Origin of the sequence: Microcoleus sp. LAD1_D5, from assembly GCF_036702115.1 — a bacterium.
Lineage (GTDB): Bacteria > Cyanobacteriota > Cyanobacteriia > Cyanobacteriales > Microcoleaceae > Microcoleus.
Map to the genome: position 1 here is coordinate 1 of NZ_JAUBSA010000009.1, position 19,954 is coordinate 19,954.

The following is a 19,954-nucleotide window of genomic DNA, read 5'->3' on the forward strand; positions in this document are numbered from 1 at the left end:
CTTATCACCAGCGACCGTTGCCGTTGGTGAGTGCAGTGACGATCGCGATTTAATAGCTGTTTAGTCTAAACTCCAGTAATTAAATTTTAGATTTTATAATTTTGGAAAACTTAATTTTTAATAATTTGAAAAGTGCCGAAAGTCGCATTACTTTTTGAAAGTGGTATTGCACTAAGTTGGGTTGTCAAGTACAATCAATAGGCTTACCATATAAAATTAAGTTAAGGAAATGCAAAAATACGTTTGTACAGTTTGCAATTACGTCTACGATCCCGAACTAGGCGACCCCGACGGGGACATAGCTCCCGGCACTGCCTTTGAAGATATCCCCGACGATTGGGTTTGTCCCACTTGCGGGGCGGCAAAATCCGATTTTGAACCAGAATAAGCGAGAAAAAATTTGTCCGATCGAATGCTCAAAATTACAGTTATCGGTGGCGGTGCAGCAGGTTTTTTTAGTGCAATTACCTGTGCCAAAACCTACCCGCAGGCCCGCGTCACTTTACTAGAAGCTGGCCGGCAACTCCTGGCAAAAGTTCGCATCTCTGGCGGCGGGCGCTGCAATGTGACTCACGCTTGTTTTGACCCCGGTGTTTTAGTGCAGAATTACCCCAGAGGAGGGAAAGCTCTGCGCGGTGCTTTTACTCGATTTCAACCCCGCGATACTGTAGAATGGTTTGCTGGTCACGGTGTGAAGTTGAAAACCGAAGAAGACGGGCGAATGTTTCCGACCACAGACGATTCGGGGACCATTGTTAACTGTTTGATTCGCGCTGCTGAGGATGCAGGCGTAAAAATTCGCACGGGCGATGCAGTAGTTTCAGTAAAGAAATTAACAGGGAATACATCAGAGAGCGAACAGGGGGACACCGCCCCTAGGTTTGAAATTGAGTTGAAGTCGGGGGAGAGTTTTAAGTGCGATCGCATTCTTCTCGCTACAGGCAGCAATCCTTCGGGTTATAAGTGGGCAAAAGAGTTAGGTAATACTGTAGAACAGCCCGTTCCTTCTCTATTTACTTTTAATATTTCCGACAGCAGAATCAAAGAATTAGCCGGAATTTCTGTTCCTAATGCTAAGGTGAAATTGCCGGGAGCTAAATTAGAACAAAGCGGGCCTTTGCTAATTACTCACTGGGGTTTAAGTGGGCCCGCTGTCCTCAAACTTTCGGCTTGGGGTGCGAGATTTTTGCACGATCGCCATTATAAAACATCTGTCCTGATTAATTGGCTTCCCCAGTACAATGCGGAAGTTTTGCGACAGCAACTGCTAGCGGTTAAGTCGCAGCTGTCGCACCGATTGATTGTCTCTAGCTGTCCGTTTCCGGTGCCGCGCCGCCTCTGGGAACGCTTGACAAGTTCGATCGGCATTGATGAGCAAAAACGCTGGGCCGACTTATCGAATAAAGGGATCGATCGCCTCCTGCAAGAACTCGTTCAAGGCGAATATCAGATTGCCGGAAAAGGGGCATTTAAGGAAGAATTCGTCACCTGCGGCGGTGTCAACCTCAAAGAAGTCGATTTCAAGACAATGGAAAGCCGCCGCTGTCCCGGACTTTTCTTTGCTGGCGAAATCTTGGATATCGACGGCGTGACGGGCGGTTTCAACTTCCAAAGTGCTTGGACTACGGCGTGGTTGGCCGGGAACGCGATCGGCCAATGAACTCGATCTAGACTTGCCAGTATTAAATTTTGTGTTATTTTTGAATTAAGGCGCACCAAATGTGCATCCACTTCAGCTTCTAGACAAAATTCACACTTTTGCTGAGTTAACATTGGGTGAGATACATGAAAAACTTGAATCTAAAAACCCTAAAGTTCGATCGCAACCTTGAGGGCCATTTTGACTCACCTTTCATCGAAAAAAAAGGGTTGCTGGAATTCAACCCCAAATTTATCACTCCCGAATTTTTAACAGCCTGGACGTTTGAAACACACCTGTACGACGAACAAGTTGCGATCGACCACTTTGTCATCACATTTCCCAGCCGAACCGAACTCGAAAACTACGCCGAATCTTTTTACCCCTTGGGTGCCAAAACAGTTGAAGGCCCCGACTTATTCCCGATTAACTTTTGTGCGGGAAATATTAACGTTCCCTCCGATTTGTGGCTGCATTTAATGACTTTATTAATGCCAGCGGGCGGCTTAGTAGTATTAGATGCGCCCCACGCAGCCGGCGACCAAAAAAACCGCTTCCAGCAAGAAAGAGGATTAACAGCAGTTCACCACGTCGCGCTTCGAGTCGAAAACGTGCAGAATGCTGCTACGATATGGCAAAATAAAAACTTTAAACCCCTATCAGAGCGTCCTCTAGACTACGGCTCATTAACCCAGTGGTTTCTGCAAAACCCCGCCGGACAAATTATCGAATTAATCGAGCGCCACCCCGGCAATAACGCCACTTTCGACTGCAAAAACATCGCAGGTTTGCGCCTCAGCGAAATCGCAGTTGAGTAGGGCAGGCAAGATGCCTGCCCCAAATTTCCCAATTCAAATTTCCCAATTCAAAATTTATCTTGTTCCCAGTCTCAGACTGGGAATGCCGATTCGGAGGCTCTGCCTCCTGTCTTTTCACTAATAAAATATATGGTTGCAATAAAAATCCCCAAAGTCACTTTTCAACCCCCAACATTCAACTCAATTGAAGAAGAACGCCGCCACCGCAAACAACGTTTAGCCGCCGCATTCCGATTATTTGCCCGCTTCGGATTCAGCGAAGGAATTGCCGGACACATCACCGTCCGCGACCCCGAACACCTCGACCATTTTTGGGTCAATTCTTTTGGAATGCACTTTAGTTTAATTCGAGTCAGCGACCTAATTTTAGTCAACCACAAAGGCGAAGTTGTTGAAGGAAATAAACCCGTAAACGAAGCAGCATTTGCCATTCATTCCCAAGTGCACAGCGCCCGCCCCGACGTAATCGCAGCAGCCCACGCTCATTCTCCCTACGGCAAAAGTTGGTCGAGTTTGGGTCGCGTGCTTGACCCGCTGACGCAAGATGCTTGTTCTTTTTATGAAGACCAAGCTTTATTTGACGATTACACCGGAGTTGTTTTGGAAATCGAAGAAGCTAAACGCATCGCCAAAACTTTAGGTGAGAAAAAAGCTATTATTTTACAAAATCACGGACTATTAACAGTAGGTCAAACAGTAGATGAAGCGGCTTGGTGGTTTATTTCAATGGAACGTTCTTGTCAAGCGCAGTTAATGGCAGAAGCAGCGGGAAAACCAATTCTCATCAAGCCAGAATGTGCGCGTTTGACACAGCAACAAGTAGGGTCTCACCGTATGGGATGGTTTAGCTTTCAACCGCTTTATGACATGATAGTGCGCCGGGAACCCGACCTATTAGATTAGGAACTAGGCGGTTGAAATCGCTAGTACACAAACACCGTCCGCCTGCGGCGAATAAAGAATGAAGGGGTATTAAAGCCGGATTTAGTATCAGAAGTGAAAAATTTATAAATTCATGCTGACACGGATTCCAGCCAAGCTATCAAATCCTCTTGACTGGTAAAATCTAACACGATTTCTCCTAAATCATCTAATTGTTCGAGAGATAGCTGCTGGATGCGAGTTTGGATTTCCGGCGAAATTTCACCAGTTCGCCGCGCGATTTGACGCAGAATTAATGCTGTTTGCCCCTCAATTATGCCTTCTTTGCGGCTTTTAATAATAGCACCGCGCTGGTCTTCAAAAAACATTTCCCGCTTTTCCACTTCCTCTAATTCCTTAAGGGTTAAATTACTTCGGCTGGCGATGGAAAAAGCTGTTTGAATTTCGGGAATTGATGCAAATTTTTCAGGAATTTCATCGAAGAGGGGAGCATTTTTGATAAAATAAATCCAGCTTTGAATTATGTTTTCGACTTGTTCCAGTTCTTTGTTAAACTTGGGCAGTTCGACAAACACTAATTCGATTTCTCTGTTATAATACTCGAAGTTTTCTTCTAGTTCTTTAAATACAAAATGGGTGAGAAACTTTTCGGTATTTTCAAATAGAATAAAATCGGTAATTGTTAAAGCAATGAGAGGATTTAATTTCGAGTATCCTTCCCTGGGTCTGAGTTGAGTTGCGTAGGTTTTGGCGGCATTGTACACTACCCGTTTAGTAAAAGCTTCTACATTTATTACCTGCATTTCGATAATCACAGTTTTGTTGCCTGTAATTTTGGCTTTAACATCCAGGTAAGTGTCTTTTAATCCAGTAACGCTCGGCGCGGCGTAAAGGTCAATAATTTCTAAGTCTTCAATGGTTGGCTGTGCGTCATAGAGCATCGCATTGAGGAAGCTAATCAAAATGTCTTTGCTCTGGGGCGAACCAAAAATTTTTTTGAAACCAAAATCTGTTTTAGCACTGATGAAAGGCATAATTAGTAATGGTAATTGGTAATAGGGGCGTTTAAATCACAAAAGTCCTTCCATTTCTAAGTCTTCAATAATCTGCAATCCGCGCGGGTCGCCAACTCGCAAAAGTGAAGATTTAGCATCTTCCCTCACGCCCATATCTTCATCTTCTTCTAAAGCTTCAATCAAACCGTCGATCGCCCCAGCGTACACTATATTATTCGGCAATTCGCGGGCCAGTTGCCCGATCGCCCAAGCGCAGTTGCTCCGCACAGCAGATACAGCATCTCCCCGCAGCGCTTCAATCAACGGCGGAATCGCAGCAATCAGCACATAGTAACCAACCTTTGCCATTTGACCCAGAGAACTCGCCGCCCACAAACGCACCGCCGAAATATCTGTTTTCAGAGCATCAATTAAAGATGGCAAAGCGCGCTGATCTCTGCAATTTCCCAAAGCCCAAACTACCCCTTTGCGAACGTAACCGTTCCAATCGCGGTTGAGCTGAAGAATCAGCGGTTCCACAGCATCGGGACTCGGATTTCGCCCCAAACCATAAGCCGCGCTCACCCGCACCAAGGGGCAACCGTCTCTCAACAAATTAATTAAATGCGAAATTGCTCGATCGTCTTGCAGTTCGCAAAAAGCCCGCGCCGCAATCATCCGGTGCTGAGGTTCCGGGGATTCCAGCAAAGGCAGCATTTCCTCGGGATCTGGCAGCGGGGGTTCGGATTCGTCAAATTGATCCAAAGGGCTTTCCAGTTCCGTATCAGTATCAAGGGCGTTGGGGTAGTCGTTATTGTTCATAAAAAAACTTTACCGCACAGAGGATGCTCCTAAGCAACTCAGTCAGCAGTCAGCAGTCAGCAGTCAATAATTGTAGGGTGCGCGCGCAGTACCTTACTACTGAGATATTGCACCATTGTCAGCAACAGGCTTTTGGGCCTGTTCCACAAGAAAATTTATCTTTTGTGGAACAGGCCAGAAAGCCTGTTCATAAAAGGCTAATTGAGAATGGTGCAACATATGAGTTACTACAAACGAATATCTCTGCTGTTACTTAAGTTGGTAGTGAGGAATTCAGTCCTCATAATTTGGATGAATCAGGACTTTAGCCCTGATTCCAAACCACTAGAATTTATTTTTCAAAGAGACTTGAGCATCGAGACGGAATGACTTTGATAGCCTAATTTTTGATAGAGATTCACCGCCGGCTGATTGCTCAGAAATACTTGCAAACCAATTTGCCGATCGCCCCTTTCCCGCGCCCAGTTTTCAGCATGAATAACTAAAGCTGCACCGATCCCCAGACGGCGGTGTTCCGGTGCTACGTAGAGCAAAAAAATGTGAGCGTGGCGGGCTCCTGTGGTTTGGTCGATCGAATTTCCCAACCACAAACATCCCACAACCGATGTCAGATTTTGGACTTGAGATTGGGGATTGAGATGCTGCGAGGGAAGCATCGGCAAAATTTCTGCCTCTTCCTGGCTGTTTTTCTGGCACTCTACCCACCAAACCGGCGTCTGGTTAGAAAAATACTGCTCGACAGTTTGAGCCAAATGTCCCAATTCCCCATCCGGGTAAAGCTCTTGATATGTCCGGTGCATAAACTTTACCAGTTTTGCCCGATCGAGTCCGGATCCCGATCGCAGCCAGTAACCCGGTATTAGTTGAGCAGACATCAGCTCAGCGGACACGGAGAGCGGCCTCATTTAGCCCCAAGAAAATTGGATTGACTACTGCCGCTTGCTTTTGGGGGATCGCTTCCTCAATCGGTGCCGGGGCAGCCATGTCACCAGGCAAAAAGATGCGAGCACTGACTGCTACCAGAGCCGCGAAAAATACTAATACCGCTATCAATGGAGCAATGTATTGACGAATGATACCCATAACCGCAAAAACTTAATTCTTGAGTTGATATTATCAAGTGTACCATAAAATCTTGTCAGCTATAATGGCTACCATTGGACAATCAGCTCAAGAAGAGAGCGATCGCAAATACCAACAAACAGAAAATATAATATTATGAGTGCCTCGCCTGCTGTTTATGAAGCTCTGGCTAAATCAATTGTTTTTTTGAATCAAAAGCCGAGCGCGCAAAATGAAGTTTCGAGTTTCCTAGATACTAATGGCTACTATATCGATCGCATATTTGACGACCCCGAAACAAACTTTTATGCGATCGGGTTCGGTTCATCCAATCCCGAAAACCCGCCCGCCCTCGTATTTAAAGGTACAGACTTCATCGACGGCGACGCTATCTTTTCCGACTCGCGGGACATTGGTTTACCTGAATTTGAAAAGAACAAAGATAATATCAAAAATTGGCTCACAGAAATCGGGCAAAATACTGGTAAAAACCCCAACAAATTATTGCCCGATGTCATCGGGCACAGTTGGGGCGGAGCAGTCGCTCAAATTGTAGCAACCGAATACACATCTCTGACCGGAGATATCTTTACTTTCAACTCTCCGGGAGTCTCAGCGAGTACATTCAACACTTTTCGGAGAAATCTCAGCAGGGCAGGCAACAAAAATGTCACTCACTACATTGTCAGCGGAGATGTAGTCAGCTTGTTTGGCGAAGCATTTATCCCAGGTAAAGTATTTATCCAAAGTTTTACAGACCCGAGTATTAATCCCTTAACTGTTTTGGCCAAACATCGAAGTGAAAATTTGTTAACTACTCCGCCCGTGGGTTTTTTGCAGAGGCAAATTTCCGTAGAACAATTAAACAGTCCCGAATTTACTTATAACAACGACTCGGATTTTAACGAATTTATCGCTGCCCTAAATTTTCCCCTGGCCAATGTGTCAATCCCAATCAGAACCAGAGGCGGTGCAGAGAGTTTGAGAACAGCACCAGAATTTTCTTTTGTGCAGTTAATCAGACAAATGCAGTACGGTTTAGCTCCCTTACAACCGAATTATTTATCAGGGGACGATCGCAACAATACTGCTACCGGCGGCCCTGGAGAGGATACAGTTATCGGCAATCGCGGTAACGATACTCTCAGAGGCAATCGAGGTAATGACAGCATCATCGGTGGTGATGGCGACGATTTCTTGTACGGCGGCAGAGATAACGATTATTTGGAGGGTGGCGACGGAAATGATTTGATTTCCGGTGAGTTTGGCAACGATTTTTTAATTGGTGGTGCGGGGCGCGATCGCTTTGTATTGGAATCCGGCGGCGGAGCAGATGTGATTTTAGATTTTCAAGATAGTGAAGATTTAATTACACTGTCGAGGGGTCTAACTTTTCCTCAAGTTATAGTAACCCAAGGTGTTGACGGAGCTTTAATTAGTATCCCGATTACTGGGGAAATTCTTGCTACTCTCAGAGGCGTAGTTGCCAGCGATCTTACTAGGGTAGATTTTGTATAGCTTTAGTGCTAGAAAATTGGGTAGTTTGGGTGGCGGGAAAGCTGGGCGACTTTAGTACCAAACTTGTTTTTTATCAAAGGGATTGTTGGCTAACCCCGCCCCTACAAAGCTGGGCTGGTTTTGTAGCTAAATTGTTTTTTATTAAAAAGATTGTTGGCTAAGCCGAACCTAAAAAGCAGGGCGATATGAGAAACTAATTTTTTTAATAAGCGTCACTTAATCTACAATGAGTTAACTAACTTAAAAATCAATTCCCCATCAAACGACAGGAAATAAAAAAATATGCCATCCTCCCCCGCCGCTTACGAAACTATAGCCAAGCAACTTGTTTACATAGATAACAACCCCCAGTCTCAAACTTTAGTTCAAACTGGTTTGGCGGCTGCTGGCTACCAAATCGATCGCACCTTTGACGATCCCGGAACTGGATTTCACGCGATCGGCTTAATTTCCACCACCCCAGACAAACCGCCAGTTTTGGTATTTCGCGGCACCGACTCGCCCGTAGATGATATTGCCAACGCAGACCCGCGCGGCACCGGTTTCAACCAATTTGAAGCCAACAAACAAGCATTAGGAAATTGGCTGACCCAAATCAGTCAAGATACAGCCAAAAACCCCAGCCGCTTGCCACCCGACCTTCTCGGACACAGCTTGGGCGGCGCCATAACGCAACTAGCCGCCACCGAATTTACATCTACTATTGGAGATGTTGTCACCTTCAATTCTCCCGGAGTTGCTCAGAGTACAGTCAATTCATTTAAGCAGAAAGTCGGCGCCGGAAAAAATGTAACTCACTACATAGTTAGCGGCGATTTTGTGAGTTTGGGAGGAGAAGCTTTTCTCCCAGGAAAAGTAGTTCTTCAAACATTTACTAACCCCATTATCAACCCGCTACTTGTCTTGGAAAAGCACACGCAAAGCGGTTTGTTAACTTCTCCACCTCCCGGCTTGACTCAGACAGAAATCTCTGTAGACCAGTTGAGCCGCCCTGATTTCACTTTTACCGATTCAGATTATTTAGAGCTGTTAGCTGGCTTAGACTTTGCACTGCCGGCCTTGGGAACATCGCTGGAATCGCGCAGCAGTTTAGAGCAATTAAGAACCACTCCGGGAGCCTCATTTTTAGCAAACGTTGCAGCAATGCAAACTGCTCTAGATCCATCCCAAATTAATAATTTAGTCGGCGATGATGCCAACAATACAGCATCAGGTTTTGGAGGGGACGATATTATCACTGGCAATGGGGGAAACGACACTCTCAGCGGCAACAAAGGCAACGATATTATCAGCGGTAGCAGCGGCAACGACCTGCTATTAGGCGGCAAAGGGGATGACAATTTGAGCGGGGGAGAAGGAGACGATACGCTCATTGGCGGAGCGGGTGCGGATCTCTTAATTGGTGGCGCTGGACGCGACGTATTGGTGTTAGGACTAGGCGCCGGTACAGATACACTGGTAGACTTTCAAAAAGGTCAAGATTTAATCGGTTTGAGCGGAGGTTTGAGCTTCAACCAATTGAGAGTTACTCCAGGCGATTTTATAACGACGATCGAAATTGCCAGTAACGGCGAAGTTCTTGCCAGTATTCCTGGCATTCCAAGTAGTCCGCTAACAGCTAGTGATTTTATTGCGATTTAGTTGGCTGCTGGCAATACAGATATTGGGTAGGGATACAACAATGTTGTGTCCTTATTTTATTTTAGGAAAACAAATACGCACAATTTATACTCTTCCATGATTAAAAACATCAATATTCCTCCAAGGGCGGGTTCACCGAAATCTCGAAAAAAAAGTGCAGACATTGGTAAACCAGCCCCGCCGGAACCTGATAATTATAGCGACCGGACTTGATATTAATCGAAATCGTCAAGTCCAGGTCTGGGCATGGATGCCAATTTTTTCTCATCTTCTAGGGGCAGAAAGAAAATGGTCAGCATACCGGGAATCACAGCCAGCGCGCTCATCAAAAAATAATTTTGATAGCCGAGATTCGCCTGCAAGTAGCCGCTAAAAACGCCCGGAATCAGCACTCCTGCTGCCATAAAAGCCGTTGTAATTGCATAGTGAGATGCTTCATATTCAGGGCGGACAGTCCGCATCAAGAACACTGTATAGGCAGCTACGCCAAGTCCGTAAGTAAATTGCTCGATCGAATTTACGGCATAAGCCCATTCAATCCCCGGTTGATTGATTGCCAACAGCCAATACAGCACGTTAGTCGAATTTTGCAGAATTGCCGTCGGCCACATCCATTTTTTCAGCCCTTGTTTCGCAATCAAATACCCGCCCAGCAACCCTCCTATTAACAGAAATATTACCCCGATCGTACCCGATAACAGACCCATGTCCGATGTAGAAACTGCTAATCCTCCTTTCTCCACTTTATCCATTAAAAATGGCGGAGCCATTTTAAATGTCAAGGCATCGCCTAACCTAAAAATTAAGACATAAGTAACAATCCAACCAATTTTATCTTGCTGGAAATAAGTTTTAAAGGCTTCGATAAAGCTGGTTGTTTGTTGGGGGGTGTCGGATTCCAGCTCGTAATTTCGAGGATAGGGAAGATACCACCGCTGAAAAAGATATATCAGCACAAATATAATCGCACAAATGCCAAAGGCTGTCGCCCATCCGTAGTTAAGCGCCGACACGCTAAAATCCGAACCGAAAAGTGACAGTGGAATGTTTTGATATGTTTTGGTGTCGCCTGTATTTCCGGTGACTAAATGCTGTTCTGCCAGTTTCCCGGCTAAGAACACCAATACACCGCTACCGGCAATGACAGCACCTCTATAAGCAGTGTTGCGAACCCCGACAAACAAGGCTTGCTGGTCTTTATTGAGAGTGTTTAAATAAAATCCGTCAATGGCGATGTCGTGAGTAGCTGACACAAAGGCGATCGCCGTAAAGATAACAAGCGATATAATAATCGGTGCGGGCGTCAATACGCCAAAAGCCAGGAAAGCAAACAGAAAAGCACAAATGATTTCGGTTGTTAAAATCCATTTACGTTTGGTGGAATACAAATCAACCACTGGGCCCCACAAACCTTTTAAAACCCAGGGAAAAGACAACAGACTTGTTAAGCCGATGAGTTCGTTGCTGGTTCCCATACCTTTCAAAAAAATCACCGACATTAAATTAACGACGGTGTAAGGGAGACCTTGAGCGAAGTATAATACTGATACCCACAATCCAGCGTTATGCTTTTTTTCCATTGCAGAGATATTTTACCTAGTTACTTATTTGATTTACTGAGTGCGATCGACAATTCCGGTCAATTCAACCCCTGGCATCACAGTATATGCCATTCCGATGCCAGCCGCAGCCATATAAATAGTGCATTTTAGCATCATTCAGACTCACAAATATTTCTATTTTTTGAATAACCCTGCAAAAGATTTTCTCCGTTAAAATGAACGAGGTAAGCGCGAACATTCTTGTCCCAGTCAGAAGTGTCATAAGTTCGCAGCAGTTCCAAAGCACTTTCTTCTATCTGATATGCCGTTTTTGGACTATTCACCGGACGTGGGAGACTGTCAGGATTAACAACAATTAAACCTGCATCTAGAAACTGATGCACCGTTTGGCGGCGCACAGTTTCCAGCGTATTTGGCGCATATTTTTTACCGTATTGCTGCTCCATAAATTCTATAATTAGTGTGATTCCCAAAAGTGGAGATTTCGCCGATTCCCAAGCATCCTTTGGCTTGAGGTCAAGCAAAGCCAGAAGGGTTAAGGCGGAACGTTCGTTAAGCTGACCTTTTGGAAAACCCAGCGCTGCAAGTATTTCTAGAGATTCATCAATACGGTTCTTGATTGTCATTGGGCTATTCTCTAACGGATTCGGATCGTTCAGCACTTGTCTCTCGACAAGTTGATCAATCTCCCGCTGTGTAGGAAATATTTCTCCTATTTGAGCGCCAAGTAAAAGTAATTGCTCTACAGTAGGATACTTCAAATTTCGTAAATCCGTAGCATTAACTTGAGTATGTCCGTTGAACAGTCGAAAAAACGCATCTACCAAGCTCGAATTTAGATAAACTGCCAATCCCCGCGCCAGGGTGAGGTCTAATCCCCGTCCCTGTTGGTGAAAGTAATTCAAATGGTTCTCAAAACCAACGCTAGAACTATTAATTTTATTTGCATCCCAGACAACTGCAACCATTCGCTTTTTCTCTTCCTTTGAGGAGAAGCGCTTGCTCAAAACATAATGTTCGTTAGGTACGACGAGTGCAGCAGTTTTTTCGGTGACAGCTAAAGCTTGATGCTTTCTCGTTGCTGTGGGATATTCAACACCGCCAGCCGAGAAGTGTGCGGGATAAATCAGCGGAACTGTACCGTTCTCAGGTTTTAGCCGCAAGTCACAGCGAACACGAAAATCTACAACTTTTCCGGTAGAAACTGTTAAGCCTAATTCCTCTAGTGTGCAAGTAAATTGAGCCATTTGCTCGACTACTTTCTGGCTGACCGAATCCGGTAAAATCCGAATAAATTGCTCGGAGTCTTTGGGATTAATTAGGGCGGTGTAGGGCAGTTGGTGAGACAAAACCAGGTCGTCGCCCACGCTGCTGCTTGAGGTAATTAGTACAGTATGTGGCTGTTCTATTTGTTTTGTGGCGCGCACAATAATAGTTTCTTGCAGCACTGCATCATCGCGAAATGGCAACTGTCGGGATTCAAAGATGTGTACTTGGCGTAAAGCCATCATTTGAAGGAATACTTTGCGGAAATCTCGAAAGTATAAACCGTTGCAACAACTGCGGGGAGTAATCGATACTAATTCACCGTTTGGTTTGAGCAGGTGAGCGGCAGCAACTGTGAAGCCAGCGTAGAGATTGCTGGTTTCTAGTCCTATAGAACGCAGCAAGGTTCGGGCTTGGGATTTAGCGTCTATCTTGGCATAGGGAGGATTGATAATTGCATGGGTAAATTCCCGTTTTACTGGTTGTGTAAATAGATTGGGCTGCAACATATCGGCGCTGTCTTGAATAAAATCAATTTCGCGAACGTCACAGGTAAAAGATATCCCAAAATGCTGACATTCTATACTGCATAATTCTAAAGTTTGCTTGAGGTATTCAATCAAAATAAGGTCAATTTCATAAGCTGTAACGTGCAGACTACGCGGTTTGTTTGGGCGCTGACAAAGTTCGCAAACAACGGCTGCTAACAGCGAACCAATACCAGCACCGGCATCTAAAAGCGATATATCGGGACCGTTAAATTCAAACATTCCCGCCATCAAACTTGCCACTGAGGAAGGTGTTAAAAATTGTCCCTTTTCTCCTCTCTGGCTTTGCTGCAACTTTCGGGTTGCTTCTTGGCGCCAGCCATCTACTCGATCGAGTAAATTGCTTGCAGTTGAGTAGCTGTTACCCGGAAGGGCTAGGGTTTGAAAGTGCGGTACTATCATTTGTTCAAAAAGTGCGATCGCCAGTTCAGTTTATTTTCGCCCAAATAGGAATCTCTACGCTATCATAGTACCAGTTTACTCTCTTCCCATAACAGCAAAGGGCAGCCATGAGTCAAGAAAATTTTACATTTCTACTAGACAGCGATAAAAAAGAAGCGCTGAGGGCGATCGCTAGTGTCACCGATCTCGATTTAACTTATGTTTTGAACGAAGCGATCGCTTCTTACCTAGAAAATTATCAATGGCTGCTTGATGAGATTAACAAAGGCGTTGCCGAGGCCGAAGCTGGAGACTTTGCCAGCGATGATGAAGTCCAAGCAGTTTTTGCCAAATTGACTAATGAAAATTAAGTGGCTGCGACAAGCGTTGCGAAATCTATAACAGACTCACGCATATATTGTCAAAGACGATCCAGAGGCAGCAAGGCAATTAATTTTAAGGATTCAGAGTGCTGTAGGTCAACTCGCCGAATTTCCTTTTATGGGTCGAGTTGGTCGCGTAGAAGCTACTAGAGAACTTGTCATTTCCAATACCTCTTATCTCATCATCTATCGAGTAAAAGAAGAAAGCGTAGAAATTCTCCGTATCCTTCACAGTTCAAGAAAGTATCCAGAAAATTAGGTGATGTTGCCGATAGCGCTTCTGGGCGCAACAAGTCTACTCTATCGAGTAAATGGCTTGCAGTTGAGTAGCTGTTACCCGGAAGGGCTAGCGTTTGAAAGTGCGGTACTATCATTTGTTCAAAAAGTGCGATTGCCAGTTCAGTTTATTTTCGCCCAAAATTTCACCGATGTGCGAAAATGTCAAGCGCACTAGAAAATATATAACTTATCCAAAAGTATATTGACTGTTCATATAGCTAGATCGGGAGGTAGCTAACGATGACACAAACTCAAACCAAGCGTTATGATTTTACTTAAGTATCTAACTGTAAATGATGACAACTATCAACTGGGGTCAAGTTTTAGATAGCATTCCAGAGAATGCCATTGAAGCGATCGTCAACTCTCAATTTGTGTCGGTTATAATAGAAGCACTTGGATTCACTAAAAATGACCAGTTTCCACAGTTTCCAACAGGTCAGGGTGCTCAGAAAGTAGATTTCGCAGCGCGTAAAAATACTGAGAGTGAGAAGTTTTTGTTCTCTCCTGTCGCTCCCTACTTACTTGTTGAAGGCAAGGGACGGGCAATAGCGACAGGAGCTAAAATTAACTTAGCGGAAGGTACTCCCAAATATAACGAGTCTAGGGAACAGATTAAAAGATATCTGCTATCTCCTAACTGCCAAACGGCTCAATGGGGCATTATTACTAATGGCATTCATATCCAGTTATTTCGGAGGCATGGGAAAGTTGTAATTCCAGCAACTGCTTGCACTCTGATTAACAAAAGTAATATTAGTGCCATTGTCCAACATATCAAATCTTTGATTGACAACCCGCCCCAGGCATTGACGGTTTGTATCTATAACAATAAAGGAGGAGTGGGCAAAACGACAACAACGCTCAATTTAGCAGCAATTTTGCGAAAACAGAAAAAGAAGGTTCTAGTAGTTGATTTTGATTCACAAAGAGATTTAACGAGAACTCTTGGGCTAGACGTAGGAACTATTACTTTATCTGACTGTTTGACTGATACAAAAGCAGATGTTAACAAAACAGTGGTTCATTTTACTCACATTGACAAGCCCGGAAAAATTCTACATTTTTTTGACGTGATTCCATCAAGTGAGGACATGGAAGACTTTACCGATCAGCGTCTAGCTGAATCAAAAATTCAAAAAGGTGCAAAAAGATTGCGAGATATCCTTAAACCTTTTGTTTTAAAATATGATTACATATTGATTGATTGCCCTACCCAATGGTTATTTTTCAGCCAAAGCAGTGTTTATGCCTCTGATGTTGTTCTCATCCCTACCAAGCATAATGGATTAGCCTCACTACACAATGCAGCTAGGGTGATTACGCAGTTTATTCCTGAAATTAAACAAGTAAGAGCAGATGGTGGGCCAATTGCCCTACCAATCTTTTTCAATGGAGAGAAGCTCACAGATCCTGCCCTTCAGACAGCAAATCAGGAAATTGGAAAAATAATTAATCAAGCTAAAAAAGATGGTTTTGATCTGCTACCATATTATTGGCCTAAATCTACAAGTGGAAAAGATATTAAAACTATCTTTAGTATTCCCAGTTATGCTACTGTTGCTAATGCTGCCTTCTCTCACATTCCCGCTGTCTTTCTCAACAAGATCGCTTTAGAACACTATTCGGGTCTAATTAAGGAGTATTTCTTAGAATGAGTAAGTATGATGACATCGGTAAGCTGATGCACCTGCCATTAGCTGATATTGAACCAGGGGAACCATGCTCTGAATCTGAGTTTATCATCACCGCCGCAGCCGAGGCAGTTCTGCAAGGTGGCGGACACAATTGGATTCCTGTGATTGTTAAAGAAACAGGTGATTATCAATATCAAGTAGTCAGCAATTCCTTTATTTATGCAGTCGCTCAACAAGCTGAACTAGAGCGAGTCTGGTGCATAATCATTGAAGCCGAATCTAAAAACATTGAGCAAGCTAAAATTTTGGCAAGGGAAGTAATACCCAAAGTTAACCTTAGCACAGCATCAAGAGATACTATTCTTGCTGCACTTAGATATTTGGTTGCAGAACCCGGAAGTGCATTGAAGGGATTGGATGTCATTGTAGCGACTAATCGCATTTCAGCAGCCAATCGAGAAACCTGGTCAAACTTTAACCCTGTTACCAGCTTAAAATGTTCCATTACTAAGGGTAAAAAGTTAGATGCTTTAGCAAAAGTATTCTATCTCTCGCCGCCTGCTCCACTCGCGCCACCTCCGCCACCGCCTGAAGCAGTTAGCGTGAAACGTGCATCAAGAGATGAAATTTTCGATCGTCTCAATTACTTATCCACTAATAAAATAGGAGGCTTTGATAAGATTGATGCCGAAAAAACAGCAGATGCTATTTTCAACGCGAATAAAGGCAAGTGGAAAACCCTCAGTCCCATTTCCAAACTTGAATGCGGCATTGATACAGCCAAAATGAAAATCATTAAAACCCTATTTAGCCTGTAAAACTATGTTAAGTGGTGTAGCGGATTCAATTTACTGGCTCAACCGCTATATTGAAAGCTCGGAAAATATCGCCCATTTTGCCGAGGTCAATTTTAATCTCATCCTCGACTCTCCCAGCGGTATTACTCAACTATTTAGCGATCTGCCCACTTAATTTACCATTGTGCGAAAATGTCAAGCGGACGCTCAAACCAAAAGTCCGTAAAGGACTGTTAAACGCTCTCTCACACACTTCTCATGCGAAATACCAAAACATTCTTTTTGTCAAGCTTGTTCCTGATTGGCTTAACAATTAGTTTTCTGCTGACTCCTGGTTGGTTCTCCAACTTCCCATCCCGCGCGATCGCACTTATGCCCCCGCAAACCCAAACCGCCGAATTTCGCGCCTTCTGGGTGGACGCCTTCAACCCCGGCTTCAAAACGCCTCAAGAAGTCACAAAATTGATCGCAGACGCGCAGCGGGCAAATGCCAACGCGATCGTCGCCCAAGTCCGCCGCCGTGGCGATGCCTTTTACACGAGTGCGATCGAACCCCGCACCCTCGATCCCAACGTTCCCCCCGGTTTCGATCCCCTGCAAGATTTGATTGACAAAGCCCACGCCGCAGGCATTGAAGTACACGCTTGGATGGTGACGCTGCCGGTGGTTTCGGGCACCAAACTTCCCGCGGGCCACGTTTGGCAACAACACGGGCCTTCTGCCCCCGGCAGCGACAATTGGGCGATGCTGACTTACGGTGGGGAAGCCCAAGGCTATCTCGATCCCGGCCATCCAGACGCCGTAGATTATACTGTTTCCGTCTATTTGGACTTGCTGAAGCGCTACGATGTGGACGGCGTACAGTTGGATTATGTGCGCTACGGCGGGCCGACTTGGGGCTACAATCCGACTGCGATCGCCCGTTTCAATCAGCAAACAGGTCGATCGGGCAAACCCGCACCCACCGATCCCGCGTGGATGCAGTGGCGGCGCGAACAGGTGACAAATTTAGTGCGGAAGCTTTATGTAGAAAGCCTTGCGATTAAACCGCGTGTTAAAATTACCGCCGCCACGATCGCCTGGGGAGACGGCCCGAAAAACGAGGCAGGATGGTATCAAACACAGCCCTACAAAGAAGTATTGCAGGATTGGCGCGCTTGGCTGGAAGAAGGGATCGTAGACATGGCGATGCCGATGACTTACCAGCGCGAGTACAAACGATCGCAAAAAATCGCTTATGACAACTGGATCGAGTACGCCAAAGACCACCAGTACAACCGCCAAATTGCGATCGGCCCCGGCAATTACCTCAATTACATCGAAGACACCCTAGCGCAGGTTCGCCGCGCCGAACAGCCTTCTGCGAAAGGGAATAACGTAGCCGGTACTGTGCTGTATTCCTACGCTAGCAGCAACGTCTACACGAATGTGGAACTGCGATCGGGCGGCAGCGGAGATTTGCCCCGCCAGCCTTGGAAATACGTTCCCCAAAGCAACGATTTGTTTTACACCGCGCTTTCGCAGCCGAGTCAATACGTTGATGCTGCGACGGGCAAAACCTATGAAACTCAGCCTGTGTGGGCGACAGCAGCAGCCGTTCCCGATATGCCTTGGAAGTCGCGGCCGACTACAGGTGCGATCGCCGGAAATTTGCAGCGGTGCGATTCCCTACGGGATAGCTTCGCTGCACGAACTTGCGACGGTGCCAGCTTGACATTGCAGTCGATCGATGCTGCTGGCGCGGTGCGTCAACTGCGCGCCGATGGTAAAGGATGGTTTGGGGCGATCGAGCTTTCTCCGGGAACTTATCAGTTGAAAGTTGACGGTAGTCAAATTCAACAAACAGTTAATGTTGTCGCCGGTGAAGTAACCAAAATCAATCTCGGAGCATCTTAACTGGTCTACTCGTTACCAGGCTATGCCTGGTAACGCAGATCCGGAGGCTCTGCCTTCAATTTCTATAAAAGCTTCTGAGGCAGAGCCTCTAGATATCGGTTTCCAGGCTCTGCCTGGGAACCAGTTAAATCAGTTAATATCATCAGCTCAAATAAAATCATCCCACATCAAATTATAAATTTATCAATCGAGATCTGCTAATAACAGAAGCTGCTTTCAGGCTCCGTAAGTGGACAGGTAAAGAGTATCGCAAACTGGGAGAGATGGGATTTTTTTTACCCAGAGGAACGAGTCGAATTACTTTCAGGAAATATCCTCAAAATGAGTGCAAAAGGAACTGCTCACACCTCCGCTTTAGTGCGTACAGATAGATTGCTGCAAAGCTTTTTTGCCAATCTGGCGTGGGTACGAATGCACTGATATTATTAAATTATAATGCCTATTAGCTTTAAACAAGCGAATTAAGAGCATTTCTTCATTTGAGGTTGACTCTCAGTCCAAATAATGTGGAAGACCTTGGCATAGTAGCTGTTTAATCGCCATCATTCAATCGACACCATTCACTATACGATAACCAGGCCACCGAGCTTGATATATATAAAAACTGATGCTAATTGCCGACAATCGGCAGAGTGATATGTACCGTTGTTTCCTTTTGATAGATACTGGTAATTGAGAACTCTCCTCCTGCCAGTTCGACAATTTTCTTGACAATTTTTAAGCCGATACCGATGCCCTGTTGCTCATAAGTCTTGCGCTCAAACTGCATGAAAGCACCGATTTTAGCAATTTGCTCTTCTGTCATGCCCCGCCCTGAGTCATGTACAGATAAATTCAGCATCTTTCCTACAACTTTACTACTAACTTTAATGGTTGTCTCTGGTGAGGAGAATTTCAGCGCATTATCAACTAATTGATAAACAATCGTTGATAGATATCGGTCTGATAGAGCGATCTCCGCTTCCTCAAGTGCCAACACGAGATCGTTCTTACGGTTGACGCTCTCAGCCTGGGATTTCAACGCGGCTTCAATGGCGGAAGCTGAAAATTGAGTCCGGGCCGATTCGATCTTGTGCTGGCGACTTGCGGATAGTTCTAATTCTAAATAAATCAGGAATTTTTTCGTTAATTTTTCTAGGCGACGGGCAGATTCATCGGCCCAGCCTAACATCTCACGGATTTCGGCGATATCCATGTCTTCGATATCGTCCTTGAGCAACCCGATCGTGCCTAAGATGCCATTGAGGGGCGTATTCAGTTCGTGGGATAGACTAGAAGCTAAGTTGCCACGCAGTTCATTGAGGGTGCTTTCCAAGACATTAATGGTATTTTCTTGGATGTGGTATAAGTTCTGGATATTATCATACTGTTGCTTGATTCTGAGCATTGAATGTACGCGGGCACGCAGTTCAATTCCATTCAGAGGTTTACTAATAAAGTCGTCGGCGCCAGAGGTTAGACACTGGGCAAGATCGGATTTTGAGCTTAATGCCGTTACCATAATGATTGGAACAGCTTTCCATTTTGACATCGCTTTGATTTGCCGACAAACTTCGATCCCGTCTATTCCTGGCATCATCACATCGAGTAAAATTATATCGGGCTTAAATAAATCTAGAGATGCGATCGCCTCTTGACCATTAGCAGCGTAATACAATTCATACTCCTGCTCTGATAACAACGTTTCAAGTACATCAAAGTTATCAGGCTCATCATCAACAATTAAGATAGAGAATTGAGACATGGTTGTAACCCCTGCAAGAATGTAGAAAGTTTTATGGGTTTAGGTGATAGTTTTTAGCTATGCTGCCAAAATGATTTCAAAAAT

Annotated in this window: 19 protein-coding genes; 12 read left to right on the plus strand and 7 right to left on the minus strand. The window is 44.9% G+C overall.

Annotated features, from left to right (window positions below; all coding sequences use genetic code 11):
* The first annotated feature begins 229 nt into the window (after positions 1-229).
* From rd to QUA70_RS06415, 4 genes are all read left to right on the plus strand, one after another.
* A complete protein-coding gene (gene rd, locus QUA70_RS06400) occupies positions 230-388 on the plus strand; it encodes a rubredoxin (RefSeq protein WP_333333291.1) in 159 nt (52 codons plus the stop codon).
* 24 nt (positions 389-412) lie between these two features.
* On the plus strand, positions 413-1,660 hold the full coding sequence (locus tag QUA70_RS06405) for an NAD(P)/FAD-dependent oxidoreductase (RefSeq protein WP_333333290.1): 1,248 nt from the start codon (positions 413-415) through the stop codon (positions 1,658-1,660).
* Between the two features lie 125 nt (positions 1,661-1,785).
* On the plus strand, positions 1,786-2,457 hold the full coding sequence (locus QUA70_RS06410) for a hypothetical protein (RefSeq protein WP_333333288.1): 672 nt from the start codon (positions 1,786-1,788) through the stop codon (positions 2,455-2,457).
* 129 nt (positions 2,458-2,586) lie between these two features.
* Complete coding sequence (locus tag QUA70_RS06415) at positions 2,587-3,360, plus strand: class II aldolase/adducin family protein (RefSeq protein ID WP_333345663.1); 774 nt, start codon at positions 2,587-2,589, stop codon at positions 3,358-3,360.
* A 110-nt stretch (positions 3,361-3,470) separates the two neighbouring features.
* Here QUA70_RS06415 and QUA70_RS06420 read toward each other — a convergent pair whose 3' ends face one another.
* The 4 genes from QUA70_RS06420 to QUA70_RS06435 form a co-directional block, all read right to left on the minus strand.
* Positions 3,471-4,373: an Rpn family recombination-promoting nuclease/putative transposase gene (locus QUA70_RS06420; RefSeq protein WP_333333284.1), complete on the minus strand. Its 903-nt coding sequence runs from the start codon at positions 4,371-4,373 to the stop codon at positions 3,471-3,473.
* 36 nt (positions 4,374-4,409) lie between these two features.
* Positions 4,410-5,156 carry a HEAT repeat domain-containing protein gene (locus QUA70_RS06425; protein WP_333333282.1) on the minus strand — a complete coding sequence of 249 codons (747 nt, stop codon included), beginning with the start codon at positions 5,154-5,156 and terminating at the stop codon, positions 4,410-4,412.
* Between the two features lie 338 nt (positions 5,157-5,494).
* On the minus strand, positions 5,495-6,031 hold the full coding sequence (locus tag QUA70_RS06430; protein WP_333333280.1) for a GNAT family N-acetyltransferase: 537 nt from the start codon (positions 6,029-6,031) through the stop codon (positions 5,495-5,497).
* A 4-nt stretch (positions 6,032-6,035) separates the two neighbouring features.
* On the minus strand, positions 6,036-6,239 hold the full coding sequence (locus tag QUA70_RS06435) for a hypothetical protein (protein WP_333333278.1): 204 nt from the start codon (positions 6,237-6,239) through the stop codon (positions 6,036-6,038).
* Between the two features lie 135 nt (positions 6,240-6,374).
* On the opposite strand from QUA70_RS06435, the gene QUA70_RS06440 reads away from it, so the two are divergent.
* Both QUA70_RS06440 and QUA70_RS06445 read left to right on the plus strand, forming a co-directional pair.
* Complete coding sequence (locus QUA70_RS06440) at positions 6,375-7,736, plus strand: calcium-binding protein (protein WP_333333276.1); 1,362 nt, start codon at positions 6,375-6,377, stop codon at positions 7,734-7,736.
* A gap of 282 nt (positions 7,737-8,018) precedes the next feature.
* Positions 8,019-9,377, plus strand: coding sequence for a calcium-binding protein (locus QUA70_RS06445; protein ID WP_333333274.1), 1,359 nt, complete (start codon positions 8,019-8,021; stop codon positions 9,375-9,377).
* A gap of 215 nt (positions 9,378-9,592) precedes the next feature.
* On the opposite strand, the gene QUA70_RS06450 is transcribed toward QUA70_RS06445, so the two are convergent.
* Both QUA70_RS06450 and QUA70_RS06455 read right to left on the minus strand, forming a co-directional pair.
* Complete coding sequence (locus QUA70_RS06450; protein WP_333345665.1) at positions 9,593-10,957, minus strand: MFS transporter; 1,365 nt, start codon at positions 10,955-10,957, stop codon at positions 9,593-9,595.
* 134 nt (positions 10,958-11,091) lie between these two features.
* The gene (locus QUA70_RS06455) at positions 11,092-13,155 is read right to left on the minus strand and encodes an Eco57I restriction-modification methylase domain-containing protein (protein ID WP_333345668.1); all 2,064 of its coding nucleotides are present in this window, start codon (positions 13,153-13,155) and stop codon (positions 11,092-11,094) included.
* 107 nt (positions 13,156-13,262) lie between these two features.
* Between QUA70_RS06455 and QUA70_RS06460 the strand changes: the two genes are divergently transcribed.
* The 6 genes from QUA70_RS06460 (at position 13,263) to QUA70_RS06485 (ending at position 18,126) form a co-directional block, all read left to right on the plus strand.
* Positions 13,263-13,505, plus strand: a complete 243-nt coding sequence (locus tag QUA70_RS06460) for a CopG family transcriptional regulator (RefSeq protein WP_333345671.1) — start codon at positions 13,263-13,265, stop codon at positions 13,503-13,505.
* Positions 13,506-13,551: 46 nt separating this feature from the next.
* Positions 13,552-13,776 (plus strand): type II toxin-antitoxin system RelE/ParE family toxin, encoded by a 225-nt coding sequence (locus QUA70_RS06465; protein ID WP_333345845.1) that lies wholly within the window; start codon positions 13,552-13,554, stop codon positions 13,774-13,776.
* 313 nt (positions 13,777-14,089) lie between these two features.
* Positions 14,090-15,454 (plus strand): AAA family ATPase, encoded by a 1,365-nt coding sequence (locus tag QUA70_RS06470; RefSeq protein ID WP_333345674.1) that lies wholly within the window; start codon positions 14,090-14,092, stop codon positions 15,452-15,454.
* Positions 15,451-16,251, plus strand: a complete 801-nt coding sequence (locus tag QUA70_RS06475) for a hypothetical protein (protein ID WP_333345676.1) — start codon at positions 15,451-15,453, stop codon at positions 16,249-16,251. The genes QUA70_RS06470 and QUA70_RS06475 overlap by 4 nt, the downstream gene beginning before the upstream one ends.
* Positions 16,252-16,255: 4 nt before the next feature.
* Complete coding sequence (locus QUA70_RS06480) at positions 16,256-16,405, plus strand: alpha-E domain-containing protein (protein ID WP_445251615.1); 150 nt, start codon at positions 16,256-16,258, stop codon at positions 16,403-16,405.
* 83 nt (positions 16,406-16,488) lie between these two features.
* Positions 16,489-18,126 carry a family 10 glycosylhydrolase gene (locus tag QUA70_RS06485; RefSeq protein WP_333345678.1) on the plus strand — a complete coding sequence of 546 codons (1,638 nt, stop codon included), beginning with the start codon at positions 16,489-16,491 and terminating at the stop codon, positions 18,124-18,126.
* Between the two features lie 610 nt (positions 18,127-18,736).
* Here QUA70_RS06485 and QUA70_RS06490 read toward each other — a convergent pair.
* Entirely contained in the window at positions 18,737-19,870 is a 1,134-nt protein-coding gene (locus QUA70_RS06490; RefSeq protein WP_333345682.1) for a hybrid sensor histidine kinase/response regulator, read from the minus strand.
* Positions 19,871-19,954: the final 84 nt, after the last annotated feature.

Excerpts from the sequence above, each read along its gene's own strand:
- rd (WP_333333291.1), top strand. The coding sequence starts at position 230 with ATGCAAAAATACGTTTGTACAGTTTGCAATTACGTCTACGATCCCGAA.
- QUA70_RS06405 (WP_333333290.1), top strand. The coding sequence starts at position 413 with ATGCTCAAAATTACAGTTATCGGTGGCGGTGCAGCAGGTTTTTTTAGT.
- QUA70_RS06410 (WP_333333288.1), top strand. The coding sequence starts at position 1,786 with ATGAAAAACTTGAATCTAAAAACCCTAAAGTTCGATCGCAACCTTGAG.
- QUA70_RS06415 (WP_333345663.1), top strand. The coding sequence starts at position 2,587 with ATGGTTGCAATAAAAATCCCCAAAGTCACTTTTCAACCCCCAACATTC.
- QUA70_RS06420 (WP_333333284.1), bottom strand. The coding sequence starts at position 4,373 with ATGCCTTTCATCAGTGCTAAAACAGATTTTGGTTTCAAAAAAATTTTT.
- QUA70_RS06425 (WP_333333282.1), bottom strand. The coding sequence starts at position 5,156 with ATGAACAATAACGACTACCCCAACGCCCTTGATACTGATACGGAACTG.
- QUA70_RS06430 (WP_333333280.1), bottom strand. The coding sequence starts at position 6,031 with ATGTCTGCTCAACTAATACCGGGTTACTGGCTGCGATCGGGATCCGGA.
- QUA70_RS06435 (WP_333333278.1), bottom strand. The coding sequence starts at position 6,239 with ATGGGTATCATTCGTCAATACATTGCTCCATTGATAGCGGTATTAGTA.
- QUA70_RS06440 (WP_333333276.1), top strand. The coding sequence starts at position 6,375 with ATGAGTGCCTCGCCTGCTGTTTATGAAGCTCTGGCTAAATCAATTGTT.
- QUA70_RS06445 (WP_333333274.1), top strand. The coding sequence starts at position 8,019 with ATGCCATCCTCCCCCGCCGCTTACGAAACTATAGCCAAGCAACTTGTT.
- QUA70_RS06450 (WP_333345665.1), bottom strand. The coding sequence starts at position 10,957 with ATGGAAAAAAAGCATAACGCTGGATTGTGGGTATCAGTATTATACTTC.
- QUA70_RS06455 (WP_333345668.1), bottom strand. The coding sequence starts at position 13,155 with ATGATAGTACCGCACTTTCAAACCCTAGCCCTTCCGGGTAACAGCTAC.
- QUA70_RS06460 (WP_333345671.1), top strand. The coding sequence starts at position 13,263 with ATGAGTCAAGAAAATTTTACATTTCTACTAGACAGCGATAAAAAAGAA.
- QUA70_RS06470 (WP_333345674.1), top strand. The coding sequence starts at position 14,090 with ATGATGACAACTATCAACTGGGGTCAAGTTTTAGATAGCATTCCAGAG.
- QUA70_RS06475 (WP_333345676.1), top strand. The coding sequence starts at position 15,451 with ATGAGTAAGTATGATGACATCGGTAAGCTGATGCACCTGCCATTAGCT.
- QUA70_RS06480 (WP_445251615.1), top strand. The coding sequence starts at position 16,256 with ATGTTAAGTGGTGTAGCGGATTCAATTTACTGGCTCAACCGCTATATT.
- QUA70_RS06485 (WP_333345678.1), top strand. The coding sequence starts at position 16,489 with ATGCGAAATACCAAAACATTCTTTTTGTCAAGCTTGTTCCTGATTGGC.
- QUA70_RS06490 (WP_333345682.1), bottom strand. The coding sequence starts at position 19,870 with ATGTCTCAATTCTCTATCTTAATTGTTGATGATGAGCCTGATAACTTT.